The following is a 13,476-nucleotide window of genomic DNA, read 5'->3' on the forward strand; positions in this document are numbered from 1 at the left end:
TGTCAGCTCCTTTGCCAGCGCCGTGCCAAAGTCAGTCGGCATCGAGAACGGCCGGCTCGATCACGCCGGCGCGTTCGGTGATCACCCGGTATTGCTCCGGCCGCCGGTGGGCGGCGAAGTTGAACATCTTGTCCTTGCCCTGGCGGCAGAGATCGAGATCGATGTCGGCGACGATCACCTCGTCCGCGAGCGTCTGCGCCTGTGCGACGATGCGCCCATTGGGATCGACGATGCAGGAGCCGCCGATCAGCCCGGAGCCATCCTCCTCGCCCGCCTTCGCCACCGAGATCGCCCAGGTCGCGTTCATGTAGGCGTTGGCCTGTGTCACCAGCGTCGAGTGGAAGGTGCGCAAGGCTCCGTCTTCCGTCGTGCCGCCATTGGGATCGTAGGCCGCCGAATTATAGCCGATGCAGACGAGCTCGACGCCCTGCAGGCCGAGCACGCGCCAGGATTCCGGCCAGCGGCGATCGTTGCAGATCATCATGCCCATGATGGCGTGAGCCCAGGCCGAGCCGGCGCGGAAGGCGGGAAAGCCGAGGTCGCCATATTCGAAATAGCGCTTCTCGAGCTGCTGGTAGCGCGCGCCCTCGCGCGGCTCGACCGAGCCGGGCAGATGCACCTTGCGATAGCGGCCGAGAATCTCGCCGTCGCGATCGACCAGGACGGCGCAATTGTAGCGGCGGCCGTCCGGCGTCAGCTCGGCATAGCCGACATAGAAGCCGACGCGCAGCGCGCGTGCGCGGTCGAACAGCTTTGCCACCGCCGGGTTCGGCATGCCGCGCTCGAAATACTGGTCGAGCTCCTCGCCTTCCAGCAGCCAGCGCGGGAAGAAGGTGGTGAAGGCAAGCTCGGGGAACACCACGAGGCTGGCGCCGCGGCCGGCGGCCTCCTCCAGCAATGCCAGCATCCGCGCCAGCGTGTGCTCGCGCGAGTCTGCTTTTTGCGTCGGCCCCATCTGGGCGGCGGCGGCGCGAAGGACACGAACCAAGATTGCCTCCAATCTGTGCGCAGTGCTGCCTCGATGGGCGAATGAACCCATTGATGCGACGCGCAAATCCGCTGCCATTACGGGTGAGCGGGGCTGCAAAATCAATTCGTTCTGCTATGATGTTTTGGCCCAGAGTATAATCGGCAGTGATATGAACCTGCGCCAGCTCGAGATCCTGCGTGCCGTCATCCGCCACCGCACCACGGTGGCGGCGGCGGACGAACTGGCGCTGTCGCAGCCCGCGATCAGCAATGCCTTGAAGACGATGGAAGCGCAGGCGGGCTTTGCACTTTTCGAGCGCGTCAACAACCGGCTGTTTCCGACCGCGGAAGCGATGGCGCTCTACAAGGAGAGCGAAGCGATCTTCGCACTGCATGCCAAGCTCGAGAGCCGCGTGCGCGATCTGCGCGAGAACCGCTCCGGGCATCTTGCGATCGTGGCAACCCCGCCGCTCGCCTACAGCATCATTCCGTCCGCGCTGTCGGGCTTTTTGCGCCGCCGCCCGGAGACGCGCGTCTTTTTCGACGTGCGGCGCTATGAGGGCATCATCGAGGGCGTGCTCAGCCGTGTCGCCGAGCTCGGCTTCGCGCTCGGGCTGACCCATCATCCGGGCATCGCGCATGAGATCGTGCACACCGGCGAGATGGTCTGCGTGCTGCCGCCGCAGCACAAGCTCGCCGACCAGCAGGTGATCTCGGCCGCCGATCTGTCCGGCCTGCCCTTCATCGGGCTCGAGCGCGGTACGCGGCTGGGCGAAGCCGTGCGCGACAGTTTTGCCCGTGCTGGCGCGCCATTCCGGCCGACCGTCGAGGTACGCTACTGCAACACGGCCTGCGTGCTCGCTGCCGCCGGCGTCGGCGCCGCGGTGGTCGACCCGTTCTCGCCACGCCAGAACGGCGGCAGCGGCCTCGTCGTGCGGCCGTTTGCGCCGACAACCAGCGCCGTCGCCTATATGCTATGGTCGGAGGCCGAGCCGCTGTCGCGCCTCGCCAAGGCTTTCCTCAACGAAGTGCGCAAGGAAAGCGCGCTGCTGGAGCGTGCAGCGCCACACCAGCAACATGGGGCAGAAAGCGACTGAGCTGCGCAACCTTCGACCCGGGGGCACATGGCACGCATCACCATCATCGAGACGGGGCAGGTCCCGCCAAAATATCGCGAGCGGCACGGCTCGTTTCCGGACATGTTCGAGCGGATGATCCGTAGCGAGGATCCGACGGCGGCGATCGAGGTCGTCAGCATTCCGAATGGCGACGCGCTTCCCGACCCCGGCAAGGTCGAAGCCGTGCTGATCACGGGCGCAGCCGCCGGCGTCTATGATGGGCTCGACTGGATCGTGCCGCTGGAGGACTTCGTCCGCAAGGCCTACACGAACAAGACACCGATGGTCGGCGTCTGCTTCGGCCATCAACTGATCGCGCAGGCGCTCGGCGGCACCGTGCGCAAATCCGAGAAGGGCTGGGGCATCGGGCGGCACGTCTACCAGGTGTTGCCGGAGAACGGCGTCGTCGACGGCGAAGCGGTGGCGATCGCCGCCTCACATCAGGACCAGGTGATCGAGCCGCCAAGCGATGCGCTGACAATCCTCTCTTCCGAGTTCACTCCGCATGCCGGCCTGCTCTACGCCAACGGCGCAACGCTGACCGTGCAGCCGCACCCGGAATTCGATGTAGAGTTCGCGCAAGTCTGCTGCGACCTGCGCGACGGCAAGGCACCGGAGGATGTCGTGGCGACGGCGAGAGTGTCGCTGGCAGAGCCGATGGATAGTGCAAAGCTCGGCGGGGCGATCACGAGGTTTCTGACACAGCGCGCGGCGCGTTAGTTGCACACTTCATAGCTCTCTCCCCTTGAGTGTCCCCATTGATAGGGCATAATGTCCTCGGCGCCTGAGGCGGGATGGGGAATGAGCCCAAGTCGTCGCACGATAAGCCTGATGTTTGCACTCGCCCTGTTCGTCGTAGGGCTGGTGGCTCTGGTATATCTCCTGTTCTTCGGGCTCGCGTGGAAGGGCTGGATGTTAATGGCCGCCGGTTTCGTGACGGCGCTAGGCTGCATGTGGTTCTGGGAGGACCTCCCAAAAGCGAGAGCCAAGAGCAGTGAGGGCGGTTAGATAATCAGAACGGATCCGTTCCCAGGCCCGGCACATCGGCCGGACGCGGCCCGGGCGCGGCCCAATGAAAGCGGCGGTCCTTCTCCGCAATCATGATATCGTTGATCGAGGCCTCGCGGCGCTTCATCAGGCCGTGCTCGTCGAACTCCCACTGCTCGTTTCCGTAGGAGCGATACCACTGGCCGTTCGCGTCGTGCCATTCGTACTGGAAACGCACCGCGATGCGGTTGCCGTCAAAGGCCCAGAGATCCTTGATCAGGCGGTAGTCCTGCTCCTTCTCCCATTTGCGGGTGAGGAAGGCGACGATGGCCTCGCGGCCCTGGAACACCTCGGAGCGGTTACGCCAGCGACTGTCCTCGGTATAGGCGAGCGAGACCCGCACCGGATCGCGCGAATTCCAGGCGTCCTCTGCCATGCGCGCCTTCTGCGCGGCGGTCTCTCGGGTAAAGGGCGGTAACGGCGGGCGCGACATGATGGCCTCATCGGTTTGGTCGGGGCCGCAAATCTATCGCTGCGATTGACGGAGTCGATAGGCCATCTCATATCGGCCGATCACTTATCGGGCGATCAGGAAATCAGATCGGCCTTCATCAAGGTGCGGATCGACTTCGGGATCGGCTGGGCGCGGCCGCCGCTGATGAAGGCGACGCGCACCTCGGCCTTCACCAGCACGTCCTCGCCCCGCCGCACCTCCTGCGCCAGCATGATGGAGGCGCCCTTCACCGCGATCCGCCAGGTCACGACGTCGAGCACGTCGTCCATCCGCGCCGGCTTGAGGAAATCGAGATGCATCGAACGCACGACGAAGGCAAAGCCCGCGCCTTCCGTCTCCACCTGCTCGAACAGCGCCTGCTGCTCGGCGCCCATCAGCCTGAGATGATTGGTCCGGCCGCGCTCCATGTAGCGCAGATAATTGGCGTGATAGACGATGCCGGAAAAATCCGTGTCCTCGTAGTAGACGCGGACCTGCATGTAATGGCGGCCGTCGCGGATCTCGCCGTCGAGATGGGCAGTCACGTCGCGAGCCTCTTGGCTTGTCGCTGTCGGCCCGTTTTGCGCAAAAACCTTGGTCCGCGCAAGCGTATTAGGACACAACCGGCGCCCGCCCCAGCGTCACCTCGACGATCTCCGGCGGCACGCCGACGCGGACGGGCATGAGGCTGCAGCCGAGGCCGCCGGAGATGATGACGTCGCATTTGAGCCTGACGTGACCATACGCCAGCCTGATGCCCTGCTGCTTCGGAACGGCCGGCGACCAGCCGAGCAGGCGGACCTGGCCGCCATGGGTGTGGCCGGACAGTTGCAGCGCGACGCGCGCGGGCACGCGAGTCGCGATGCCAGGCTCGTGCGCGAGCAGGATCACTGGCGCGTCGTCGCTGACCTTGGCGAGCGTTGCGGTGAGATCGTCGGCACCGAAGCGCCCCGTGGTGCGGAAGCGCCGCGCCGGCAGGAAGGCGAGCTGATCGCCGAGGCCGGCGAGCCAGAACGGGCGACCGTCCTTGGTAAGGCGCACGGCGTCGTTCTCGTAGACGGGAATGCCGGCCGCCTCCAGCGCGCGGTGCGCGACCGTCGGCCCATGGCCCGCCTGCTGCACGGCCCTGTCGACCCAATAGTCGTGATTGCCCATGACGGCGTGGACGCCGAGGGGCGCTTTCAGGCCCGAAAGCACCCTCGCCCATTCGCTCGAAGGGATGATGCGCGTGACGTGGTGAAGGCCGGCGACATAATCGCCGAGCAGCACGATGAGGTCGGGCTCGAGCGCATTGGTGCGATCGACGATGCTCTCGATCCGCTCCAGCGACATCCAGGGATCGCAGGCATGGATGTCAGCGATCGCGGCAATCTTCAGCGGAAAATCCGCCGGCCATTGTCGCGGGGTCGGATGATACCGGGTGACGCGGAGCCGCAGCACCGGCTCGATCCCGAAGCCGTAGGCAGCGGTCGAAACGCCGAGGGCAGACAGGCCGCCGATGGAGCGGATGAAATGACGCCGTGTGATCATGGAAGCCCAATGGTCATGCAGCTTCTTGATGCGTCCCGATTGGAGCGGAATTGGGGTGCGCTCGTGCAGACCTTCTGCACGAGATTACCGGAAATTCATCAAAACCGGAACGGCGAACGTTTCAGCAGATCAGTCGTCACTTTCGTCGGTGCCGAACAGGCCGAACTGTGCCGCATCGCGATTCGGCTCGGCGAGACCGAGGTGGTGGAAGGCGTGCGAGGTGAGCAGCCGGCCGCGCGGGGTGCGCTGGAGATAGCCGCACTGGATCAGATAGGGCTCGATGATGTCCTCGATCGCATCGCGCGGCTCGGACAGCGCCGCGGCCATGGTCTCGACACCGACCGGGCCGCCGCCATAGTTGAGCGCGATGGTCGAGAGATAGCGGCGGTCCATGGCATCGAGGCCCGCGGCGTCGACCTCGAGCGCGCTCAGCGCGTGATCGGCGATCTTGCGGTCGATCGTGTCAGCATTCGCCGCCGAGGCAAAGTCGCGGACACGGCGGAGCAGGCGCCCGGCGATGCGCGGCGTGCCGCGGGCGCGGCGCGCGATCTCGTTGGCGCCATCCGCGCTCATGCCGACATTGAGCACGCGCGCCCCGCGGCTGACGATGCTCTCGAGTTCCTCGATGGTGTAGAAATTGAGCCGGACCGGAATGCCGAAGCGGTCGCGCAGGGGATTCGTAAGAAGACCGGCGCGCGTGGTGGCACCGACCAGCGTGAATTTCGACAGCTCGATCTTCACCGAGCGCGCCGCCGGGCCCTCGCCGATGATGAGGTCGAGCTGAAAATCCTCCATCGCGGGATAGAGCACCTCTTCGACCGCGGGGCTCAGGCGATGGATCTCGTCGATGAAGAGCACATCGCGCTCTTCCAGGTTGGTGAGGAGCGCCGCGAGATCGCCGGCCTTGGCGATCACGGGACCCGAGGTGGCACGAAAGCCGACGCCGAGCTCTTTCGCCACGATCTGCGCCAGCGTGGTCTTGCCGAGGCCGGGGGGACCGACGAACAGCACGTGATCCAGCGCCTCGCCGCGCTTGCGCGCCGCCTCGATGAAGATCGACAGGTTCTTGCGCGCCTGCTGCTGGCCGACGAAATCGGACAGCGATTGCGGACGCAGCGCGGTGTCGCCGACATCGTCGCTGCGGCGCTCGGGCGAGACCATGCGGTTGGCCTTGGGATCGCTCACTTCGCCAGTTCCTTCAGGCCGAGCCGGATGAGCTGCGCCGTTTCGGCGCCTTCACCCGCGCTGCGCGAGGCCGATGCAATCGCGGCAGCCGCCTGCGGCTGGCCGTAGCCCAGATTGACCAGCGCGGAGATCGCATCGGCAACCGGGCGCGGCGCGCGCTGGTCGTCGACGGCGCCGGCGAGATGCACGACGGCCGGATCGACACTGGCGAAGGCCGGCGCCTTGTCCTTCAATTCGGTGACAATGCGCTCGGCGACCTTGGGGCCGACCCCGGGCGTGCGCGACACCGCCGCCTTGTCGCGCAGCGCGATGGCATTGGCGAGATCGCCCGGCGCCAGCGTGCCGAGCACCGCGAGCGCGACCTTGGCGCCGACGCCCTGTACGGTCTGGAGCAGGCGAAACCATTCGCGCTCCTGGTCGGTGCGGAAGCCGAACAGTTTTATTTGGTCCTCGCGGACGTAAGTCTCGATCGACAGCACGGCGGCTTCGCCGGGCGAAGGCAGATGCTGCAGCGTGCGCGACGAGCAGTGCACCTGGTAACCGACGCCGCCGACGTCGAGGATGACGAAGTCCTCGCCGTAGGAGTCGATCAGGCCCTTGAGCTTGCCGATCATAACCCCGCCACCTTCAGCCTGAGCGCCCTGCCCTGGCGGTGATGGGCGTGGGTGACGGCGATGGCGAGCGCGTCGGCGGCATCCGCCGACGGCGGCTCGGCTTTGGGCAGCAATATCTTCAGCATCATCGCGATCTGTTGCTTGTCGGCGTGGCCGGCGCCGACCACCGTCTTCTTGACCTGGTTCGGCGCGTACTCGGCAACACTGATGCCGAACATTGCGGGCGCCAGCATGGCGACCCCGCGGGCCTGGCCGAGCTTGAGCGTCGCAACGCCGTCCTTGTTGACGAAAGTCTGCTCGACCGCGGCTTCGATCGGCTGGTGGCTGGACAGGACGGACGCGAGACCTTCGTGGATCGCGAGCAGCCGGCTCGACAGCGGCAGATCGTCCGGCGGTTCCACCGAGCCGCAGGCGACGTAGACCAGGCGGTTGCCCTCAGCCTCGATCACGCCCCAGCCGGTGCGGCGCAGGCCGGGGTCGATGCCGATGATGCGAACGGGGCCACGAATCGGAAGCGCAGTCATGGGCCAGTGATAGCGGCTGGCCGCGGCGGGGGAAACAGAAACAGAACGGAAGTAACAGGGGAAGTGGAGCCTTCGTGCCCCTACCCGCCCATCTTCGCCATCAGCGCGTCCGACACCTCGAAATTGGCGTAGACGTTCTGGACGTCGTCGTGCTCGTTGAGCAGGTCCATCAGCTTGAGCAGCTTCTCGCCGGTTTCGTCGTCGACCGACACCGTATTCTGCGGCTTCCAGATCAGCGCGGCCTTGCGCGGCTCGCCGAACTTGGCTTCCAGCGCCTTGGCGACGTCGCGATAGCTTTCGGTCGAGGCATAGATCTCGTGGCCGCCTTCGCCGGAGATCACGTCGTCGGCGCCGGCGTCGATCGCGGCATCCAGCACCGCGTCGTCGGAGGCGACGCTGCGGTCATATTCGATGATGCCGGTGCGGTCGAACATGAACGAGACCGAGCCGGTTTCGCCGAGATTTCCGCCGGACTTGGTGAAGAAGGAGCGGATGTCCGAGGCCGCGCGGTTGCGGTTGTCGGTCAGCGCCTCGACGATGACTGCGACGCCGCCCGGGCCATAGCCCTCGTAGCGGATCTCGTCATAGTTCTCGCCGTCATTGCCGGCCGCCTTCTTGATGGCGCGCTCGATATTGTCCTTCGGCATGTTCTCCTGGCGTGCGGCGATCACGGCGGCGCGCAGGCGCGGGTTCATGGCGGGGTCGGGCGTCCCCAGCTTGGCGGCGACGGTGATTTCCCGCGCCAGCTTGCCGAACAGTTTCGACTTTTGCGCATCCTGCCGCCCCTTGCGGTGCATGATGTTCTTGAATTGGGAATGTCCGGCCATGCGTGGTCTCTTGAGGAATAGTCAGCCAAAGGTGAGCGTGGGAAGCGCGGCCTTATAGGCCGCCAACCCAGCGGAATCAAAGGGCCCTGACGCGTCAAGCTAGCACTGTGAAGTTAGCCGGCGGAATGGTCCGTGCCCAGAGGTCGGGCATTGTTAACCCTGATTTCATCCTGGCCTGCGAAAATAGCGTCCGCCCGCCCCCCGGCAAGAGATACCTGATGGCATTCGGACTGTTTCGGAAGCGTCGGCCGGATATGGCTGCGCCGGCGGCCCCCCGCAGCTGCGCAGCCGGCGGCCATTTCCGAGCCCGTTCCGGCCAATGAGGGCGATTCGGCCAGGGACGTCCTGGAACCGCTGGAACTCGAGCTCGGGGCCATGATCCGCCAGCTCGAGCGCGCCCCAATTCGATGGCCGGCGGCGCCGAGGCGATGGCGGTGAGGCTGGCCGCCATTCGCGACCGCACCAACGCCCTGACAGGTCCCACCAACGCCGCCCAGTCGACCGCATCCACCTTCGCCCACGCCGCCGACAAGTTCGCCCAGTCGGCGCAAGGCATCGGGGCGCAGGTCCGCGCGGCCGGCAAGCTCGCCGACGACGCCAGCGCCGCAGGAAGCGCGCGCCAATGTCGACCGCCTGCGCGAGTCCTCCGCCGCGATCGGCAACGTCGTCAATCTGATCGCGCAGATCGCGCGGCAGACGACGCCGCTCGCGCTCAACTCGACCAAGAGTTCGAAAACAACCCCATGCACAGTAGGCGGGGTGTGCGGAAGCAATGGCTTATGCCGACATGCCGTGGCGCGCTTTGACTCGTCGGGCAAAACAGGGGCATAATGCTATTATTCCGAAATAACCAATTCTCATCGCCGTCTTCTCTAGCAAGATAGAGCTATCGCAGGTGACTTCCTGGCGGCCGCCGACTTTTCCAATCGCACGAATTTCGTCATCGCACGGCTTTGCACATTCGCACGACGATTTGCGACGATCGGGGGCGCTTGCGGCGAAATGCGTCAAAATATGACGATTATCATATCTTTTAACCCAAAAACGCCGCGATGATTGCCGCACAAATTCGTGAACGTCATGGCCTGACGCTTCGATCGCGCAAATATGCATTGCCGGAAATTTCGATGCTTCTTCGCTTCGCATCGATATGATTATGGTCGCGCGCAAATCGGCCACGCCGCAAGCGCTCGTCGAGCAAGGGGATGCACATGGCAACTGTTCTCACCATCAACGGGGAAACGAAATCGTTCGACGCACCACCTGAAATGCCCTTGCTGTGGGTGCTGCGCGACATCCTCGGCATGACCGGCACCAAGTTCGGCTGCGGCATCGCGCAGTGCGGCGCGTGCACGGTGCATGTCGACGGCAAGGCGGTGCGTTCCTGCGTGCTGCCGGTGAGCGCGGTCGCGAACCGCGCCATCACCACCATCGAACATGTCGGCAGCACGCCTGCGGGCGCGAAGGTGCAGAAGGCCTGGCTGGAGGCCGAGGTGGTCCAGTGCGGCTATTGCCAGTCCGGCCAGATCATGGCGGCGGCCGCACTGCTGGCGACGACGCCAAACCCCGACGATTCCGACATCGACGCCGCGATGGCCGGCAACATCTGCCGCTGCGGCACCTATGTCCGCATCCGCGAGGCCATCAAGCACGCCGCCAACGGCAAGCAGTCGTGAGACCCGCCATGAACGCACACAACGACATCTCCCGCCGCGCGCTTCTCACCGGCGGCCTCGCCTCCGGATTCCTGCTCGCCTTCCACCTGCCGCTGCGCGCCGCCATCAACGAGCCGGTCCAGCCGGATGACAAGACCGACGGCAAGTTCGCACCGAATGCCTTCATCCGCATCGATCCGGAAGGTGTGACCACGCTGGTGATGCCGCAGGTCGAGATGGGACAGGGAATCTACACCGCGATCTCGATGATCCTGGCGGAAGAGCTCGACGCGGATTGGTCGAAGGTTCAGCTGCTGCACGCACCGGCCAACGAAAAGCTGTACGGCAATCCGCTCTTCATCATCCAGGCGACCGGGGGCTCCTCATCGGTCCGCGCGTTCTGGAAGCCGCTGCGCGAAGCCGGCGCCAGCGCACGCACCATGCTGGTGCAGGCCGCGGCCGCACAATGGAGCGTCGATCCCGCCAGCTGCACGACCTCGAAGGGTATCGTGACGCACCAGGCGAGCGGCCGGGCACTCGCCTATGGCGCGCTGGCGGCGGCCGCGAGCGGGCAGACACCGCCCAAGAACGTCCCGCTGAAAGACCCCAAGGATTTCGTCTATATCGGCCAGCCGTTGAAGCGGCTCGACACGCCCGAGAAGGTGAACGGCAAGGCCGTCTACGGCATCGACGCCATCGTGCCGGGCATGAAATTCGCGACCCTGGCGCAGTGCCCGGTGTTCGGCGGCAAGGTCGGCAAGGTCGATGACCGGGCCGCGAAGAAGATTCCGGGCGTGCGGCAGATCGTCGTGCTCGACGATCTCGTCGCCGTGGTCGGCGATCACATGTGGGCGGCCAAGAAAGGCCTCGATGCGCTCGACATCGAATGGAACGAGGGACCGAACGCCAAGCTGAATTCGAAAGCGATCTGGGACGATCTGCGCGCCGCCAGCGCCAAGGACGGCGTGGTCGCCAAGGCCACCGGCGACGTCGCCAAGGGCCTCGCGGCCGGTGAAAAATTCGAGGCCTCGTTCGAATTGCCGTTTCTCGCCCACGCGACGATGGAGCCGTTGAACGCCACGGTCCATTGCAAGCCTGATTCCTGCGAGATCTGGACGGGCACGCAGATCATGGCGCGCGTGCAGTCGGAGGCGGCCAAGGCCGCCGGGCTCGCTGTCGAGAAGGTGACCGTGAACAACCATCTGCTGGGCGGCGGCTTCGGCCGCAAGCTCGAGCCCGACATGGTGGTCACCGCGGTACGCATCGCCAAACAGGTCGACGGGCCGGTCAAGGTGGTGTGGACCCGTGAAGAGGACATTCAGCACGACATCTACCGTCCGGTCTATCGCGACACGATCGCGGCAACCTTGTCAGGCGGCAAGATCACCAGCTGGAAGTACAAGATCGCCGGCGCTGCGATCCTCGCGCGCTGGCTGCCGCCGGCGTTCCAGAAGGGTATCGATATCGACGCGGTCGACAGCGCCGTCGACGTGCCCTACGAGATCCCGAATTTCCAAGTCGAGTATGTCCGGGCCGAACCGCCGGCGATCCCGACTGGATTCTGGCGCGGGGTCGGCCCCAACAACAACGTGTTTGCGGTCGAGTCGTTCGTCGACGAATTGGCGCGCAAGGCGGGCAAGGACCCGGTCGAGTTTCGCCGCGGCATGCTCGCCAATTCGCCGCGCTTCCTCTCCGTCCTCGACCTCGCGGCCGAGAAGTCCAATTGGGGGCAGCCCTTGCCGGCGCGCGTCGGGCGCGGAGTGTGCCTGCAGCCGTCATTCGGGAGCTTCATCGCCACTGTCGTGGAAGCGGAAGTCGACGAGCAGGGCGAGGTCAATCTGCGACGCGCCACCTCTGTGGTCGATACCGGCATTGCCATCAATCCCGATACGATCATGGCCCAGCTCGAGGGCGGGCTGGTCTTCGGCCTGACCGCCGCGCTCTACGGCGAGGTCACCATCGACAAGGGCCGCGTCCAGCAATCCAACTTCCATGACTACCGGATGCTGCGGATCAACCAGATGCCCAAGATCGAGGTTCACGTCGTCAAGAGCGGCGAGGCGCCCGGCGGAATCGGCGAGACCGGTACGACGGCGGGGCCGCCGGCGCTGCGCAACGCGATTTACGCGGCAACCGGCGTGGCGCTGCGGCGCCTGCCGATCGATCGGAAACTGCTGGCTGCGGGGAAGAAGGCATGAGCGGCAAGATGCGTATCCTCTCGAGTCTCGTCGTGATCGCCGTCGTCGCGGTGGCGCTCGGAGTCTGGATCATCCGCGGGCCCGGCCCGCTCGACTTTGCCGGAAGCACCAAGGTGGCGCTGGCGGATTACCGCGCCGGCAAGCCGACCGGCGTGCCGGCCAAGCTGGAGAATGCGAGCCTGGTCGAACGCGGCGAATATCTCGCCAAGGCCGCCGACTGCATGGTCTGCCACACCAAGCCGGGCGAGAAGGACTATTCCGGCGGGCTCGCCTTCAAGCTGCCGTTCGGCACGCTCTATTCGACCAACATCACGCCGGACAGGGACACCGGCATCGGCAATTACAGCGACCAGGACTTCTTGAACGCGGTCCAGCACGGCAAGCGGCGTGACGGCGCGCGGCTCTATCCGGCGATGCCCTACACGTCCTACACGTTCATGACCGATGAGGATGTGCTGGCGGTGAAGGCCTATCTGTTCAGCCTGCCGGCGGTGCGTGCCAGGGCGCCCGACAACACGCTGTCATTCCCGTTCAACCAGCGCTGGGCGATGATCTTCTGGTCGGCCGTGTTCAATCCGGACACGCGCTTTGCGCCGGACACGTCGAAGAGCCCGGAGTGGAATCGTGGTGCGTATCTTGCGGAGGCGCTGGCGCATTGCGGGGAGTGCCACACGCCGCGCAATCTCGGCTTCGCGCTCGATAACCGCAAGAAGTTCGCCGGCGCCATCACGGCGGGCTGGCGCGCCTTCAACATCTCCTCGGACAAGGCCACCGGTCTCGGCAACTGGAGCGACCAGGATCTGATCTCGTATCTGTCGCTCGGCCATGCGCCGGGCCACGGCTCGGCCTCGGGCCCGATGGGTGAAGCGGTCGACCACAGCTTTAGCCAGTTCACCCCAGGGGACATCAGCAGCATCGTTGCCTACCTGCGCAGCGTGCCGCCGCAGCCCTCGCCCGACCTGCCGGCATCTACGGCACCCGTCGCCCCCGCCTCGCACCGCGACGGCGTGACAGCGGACGCGCGCGGCAAGAAGGTGTTCGCCAGCGCCTGCGCCAGCTGCCATGGCTGGAGCGGCGAGAGCCCGGTGTCGCCGATGGCGACGCTCACCGGCACCTGGGCCGTCAACGACCCCGCCGCCACCAACGTCGCGCAGATCGTGATCTCGGGCACCAAGCGGCATACGCCTGACGGTGCGCTGTCGATGCCCGCGTTCGGCAATGCCTATACCGACGACGAGATCGCGGCGGTGGCGAACTACGTCACGGCGCGATTCGGTGCGAAGGGCTCGATGCTGACGGCGAAGGATGTGGCGGAGCTGCGGGAGCAGACGGCGGAGTGAGTCTCGCCGCGATTGACACTGCACCCTCTCCCCTTG

15 protein-coding genes and 1 pseudogene are annotated in these 13,476 nt (G+C 65.7%); 7 read left to right on the forward strand and 9 right to left on the reverse strand.

Annotation, left to right across the window (positions count from 1 at the left end; all coding sequences use genetic code 11):
* Nucleotides 1-31 precede the first annotated feature (31 nt).
* A complete protein-coding gene (locus tag ACNJYB_RS31970) occupies nt 32-955 on the reverse strand; it encodes an N-carbamoyl-D-amino-acid hydrolase (protein ID WP_439375695.1) in 924 nt (307 codons plus the stop codon).
* Nucleotides 956-1,139: 184 nt separating this feature from the next.
* Here ACNJYB_RS31970 and ACNJYB_RS31975 point away from each other — a divergent pair, with 184 nt between their 5' ends.
* From ACNJYB_RS31975 to ACNJYB_RS31985, 3 genes are all read left to right on the forward strand, one after another.
* Nucleotides 1,140-2,066 carry a LysR family transcriptional regulator gene (locus ACNJYB_RS31975; protein WP_439375696.1) on the forward strand — a complete coding sequence of 309 codons (927 nt, stop codon included), beginning with the start codon at nt 1,140-1,142 and terminating at the stop codon, nt 2,064-2,066.
* A gap of 27 nt (nt 2,067-2,093) precedes the next feature.
* Nucleotides 2,094-2,807, forward strand: coding sequence for a type 1 glutamine amidotransferase (locus tag ACNJYB_RS31980; protein WP_439370497.1), 714 nt, complete (start codon nt 2,094-2,096; stop codon nt 2,805-2,807).
* A gap of 111 nt (nt 2,808-2,918) precedes the next feature.
* A complete protein-coding gene (locus ACNJYB_RS31985; RefSeq protein WP_439370498.1) occupies nt 2,919-3,095 on the forward strand; it encodes a hypothetical protein in 177 nt (58 codons plus the stop codon).
* A 4-nt stretch (nt 3,096-3,099) separates the two neighbouring features.
* Here the strand turns inward: ACNJYB_RS31985 and ACNJYB_RS31990 are convergent, their stop codons facing one another.
* The 7 genes from ACNJYB_RS31990 to ACNJYB_RS32020 all read right to left on the reverse strand — a co-directional run bounded on the left by ACNJYB_RS31990 (nt 3,100) and on the right by ACNJYB_RS32020 (nt 8,247).
* The gene (locus ACNJYB_RS31990) at nt 3,100-3,567 is read right to left on the reverse strand and encodes a DUF1348 family protein (protein ID WP_439370499.1); all 468 of its coding nucleotides are present in this window, start codon (nt 3,565-3,567) and stop codon (nt 3,100-3,102) included.
* Between the two features lie 95 nt (nt 3,568-3,662).
* Nucleotides 3,663-4,112, reverse strand: coding sequence for a tol-pal system-associated acyl-CoA thioesterase (ybgC, locus tag ACNJYB_RS31995; RefSeq protein WP_439370500.1), 450 nt, complete (start codon nt 4,110-4,112; stop codon nt 3,663-3,665).
* Between the two features lie 67 nt (nt 4,113-4,179).
* A complete protein-coding gene (locus ACNJYB_RS32000; protein WP_439370501.1) occupies nt 4,180-5,097 on the reverse strand; it encodes a metallophosphoesterase in 918 nt (305 codons plus the stop codon).
* A gap of 129 nt (nt 5,098-5,226) precedes the next feature.
* Nucleotides 5,227-6,258 carry a Holliday junction branch migration DNA helicase RuvB gene (gene ruvB / locus ACNJYB_RS32005; protein ID WP_439375697.1) on the reverse strand — a complete coding sequence of 344 codons (1,032 nt, stop codon included), beginning with the start codon at nt 6,256-6,258 and terminating at the stop codon, nt 5,227-5,229.
* A gap of 20 nt (nt 6,259-6,278) precedes the next feature.
* Nucleotides 6,279-6,896, reverse strand: a complete 618-nt coding sequence (gene ruvA, locus ACNJYB_RS32010; protein ID WP_439370502.1) for a Holliday junction branch migration protein RuvA — start codon at nt 6,894-6,896, stop codon at nt 6,279-6,281.
* A complete protein-coding gene (gene ruvC, locus ACNJYB_RS32015) occupies nt 6,893-7,420 on the reverse strand; it encodes a crossover junction endodeoxyribonuclease RuvC (protein ID WP_439370503.1) in 528 nt (175 codons plus the stop codon). Before ruvC ends, ruvA begins: the two co-directional genes overlap by 4 nt.
* Before the next feature lie 80 nt (nt 7,421-7,500).
* Entirely contained in the window at nt 7,501-8,247 is a 747-nt protein-coding gene (locus ACNJYB_RS32020; RefSeq protein ID WP_439370504.1) for a YebC/PmpR family DNA-binding transcriptional regulator, read from the reverse strand.
* A gap of 218 nt (nt 8,248-8,465) precedes the next feature.
* Here ACNJYB_RS32020 and ACNJYB_RS32025 point away from each other — a divergent pair.
* Nucleotides 8,466-8,970: pseudogene (locus tag ACNJYB_RS32025) on the forward strand (methyl-accepting chemotaxis protein); the annotation flags it as partial.
* A 54-nt stretch (nt 8,971-9,024) separates the two neighbouring features.
* On the opposite strand, the gene ACNJYB_RS32030 reads toward ACNJYB_RS32025, so the two are convergent.
* Complete coding sequence (locus ACNJYB_RS32030) at nt 9,025-9,426, reverse strand: hypothetical protein (RefSeq protein WP_439375802.1); 402 nt, start codon at nt 9,424-9,426, stop codon at nt 9,025-9,027.
* Between the two features lie 32 nt (nt 9,427-9,458).
* Here ACNJYB_RS32030 and ACNJYB_RS32035 point away from each other — a divergent pair, with 32 nt between their 5' ends.
* The 3 genes from ACNJYB_RS32035 to ACNJYB_RS32045 are packed head-to-tail and all read left to right on the forward strand — an operon-like array spanning nt 9,459 to nt 13,440.
* On the forward strand, nt 9,459-9,923 hold the full coding sequence (locus ACNJYB_RS32035; RefSeq protein ID WP_439370505.1) for a (2Fe-2S)-binding protein: 465 nt from the start codon (nt 9,459-9,461) through the stop codon (nt 9,921-9,923).
* An 8-nt stretch (nt 9,924-9,931) separates the two neighbouring features.
* On the forward strand, nt 9,932-12,100 hold the full coding sequence (locus ACNJYB_RS32040; RefSeq protein WP_439370506.1) for a molybdopterin cofactor-binding domain-containing protein: 2,169 nt from the start codon (nt 9,932-9,934) through the stop codon (nt 12,098-12,100).
* On the forward strand, nt 12,097-13,440 hold the full coding sequence (locus ACNJYB_RS32045; protein ID WP_439370507.1) for a c-type cytochrome: 1,344 nt from the start codon (nt 12,097-12,099) through the stop codon (nt 13,438-13,440). Before ACNJYB_RS32040 ends, ACNJYB_RS32045 begins: the two co-directional genes overlap by 4 nt.
* Nucleotides 13,441-13,476: the final 36 nt, after the last annotated feature.

Source organism: Bradyrhizobium sp. SMVTL-02 (genome assembly GCF_051853005.1).
Lineage (GTDB): Bacteria > Pseudomonadota > Alphaproteobacteria > Rhizobiales > Xanthobacteraceae > Bradyrhizobium.

Excerpts from the sequence above, each read along its gene's own strand:
- ACNJYB_RS31970 (WP_439375695.1), bottom strand. The coding sequence starts at position 955 with ATGGGGCCGACGCAAAAAGCAGACTCGCGCGAGCACACGCTGGCGCGG.
- ACNJYB_RS31975 (WP_439375696.1), top strand. The coding sequence starts at position 1,140 with ATGAACCTGCGCCAGCTCGAGATCCTGCGTGCCGTCATCCGCCACCGC.
- ACNJYB_RS31980 (WP_439370497.1), top strand. The coding sequence starts at position 2,094 with ATGGCACGCATCACCATCATCGAGACGGGGCAGGTCCCGCCAAAATAT.
- ACNJYB_RS31985 (WP_439370498.1), top strand. The coding sequence starts at position 2,919 with ATGTTTGCACTCGCCCTGTTCGTCGTAGGGCTGGTGGCTCTGGTATAT.
- ACNJYB_RS31990 (WP_439370499.1), bottom strand. The coding sequence starts at position 3,567 with ATGTCGCGCCCGCCGTTACCGCCCTTTACCCGAGAGACCGCCGCGCAG.
- ACNJYB_RS32000 (WP_439370501.1), bottom strand. The coding sequence starts at position 5,097 with ATGATCACACGGCGTCATTTCATCCGCTCCATCGGCGGCCTGTCTGCC.
- ruvB (WP_439375697.1), bottom strand. The coding sequence starts at position 6,258 with ATGGTCTCGCCCGAGCGCCGCAGCGACGATGTCGGCGACACCGCGCTG.
- ruvA (WP_439370502.1), bottom strand. The coding sequence starts at position 6,896 with ATGATCGGCAAGCTCAAGGGCCTGATCGACTCCTACGGCGAGGACTTC.
- ruvC (WP_439370503.1), bottom strand. The coding sequence starts at position 7,420 with ATGACTGCGCTTCCGATTCGTGGCCCCGTTCGCATCATCGGCATCGAC.
- ACNJYB_RS32020 (WP_439370504.1), bottom strand. The coding sequence starts at position 8,247 with ATGGCCGGACATTCCCAATTCAAGAACATCATGCACCGCAAGGGGCGG.
- ACNJYB_RS32035 (WP_439370505.1), top strand. The coding sequence starts at position 9,459 with ATGGCAACTGTTCTCACCATCAACGGGGAAACGAAATCGTTCGACGCA.
- ACNJYB_RS32040 (WP_439370506.1), top strand. The coding sequence starts at position 9,932 with ATGAACGCACACAACGACATCTCCCGCCGCGCGCTTCTCACCGGCGGC.
- ACNJYB_RS32045 (WP_439370507.1), top strand. The coding sequence starts at position 12,097 with ATGAGCGGCAAGATGCGTATCCTCTCGAGTCTCGTCGTGATCGCCGTC.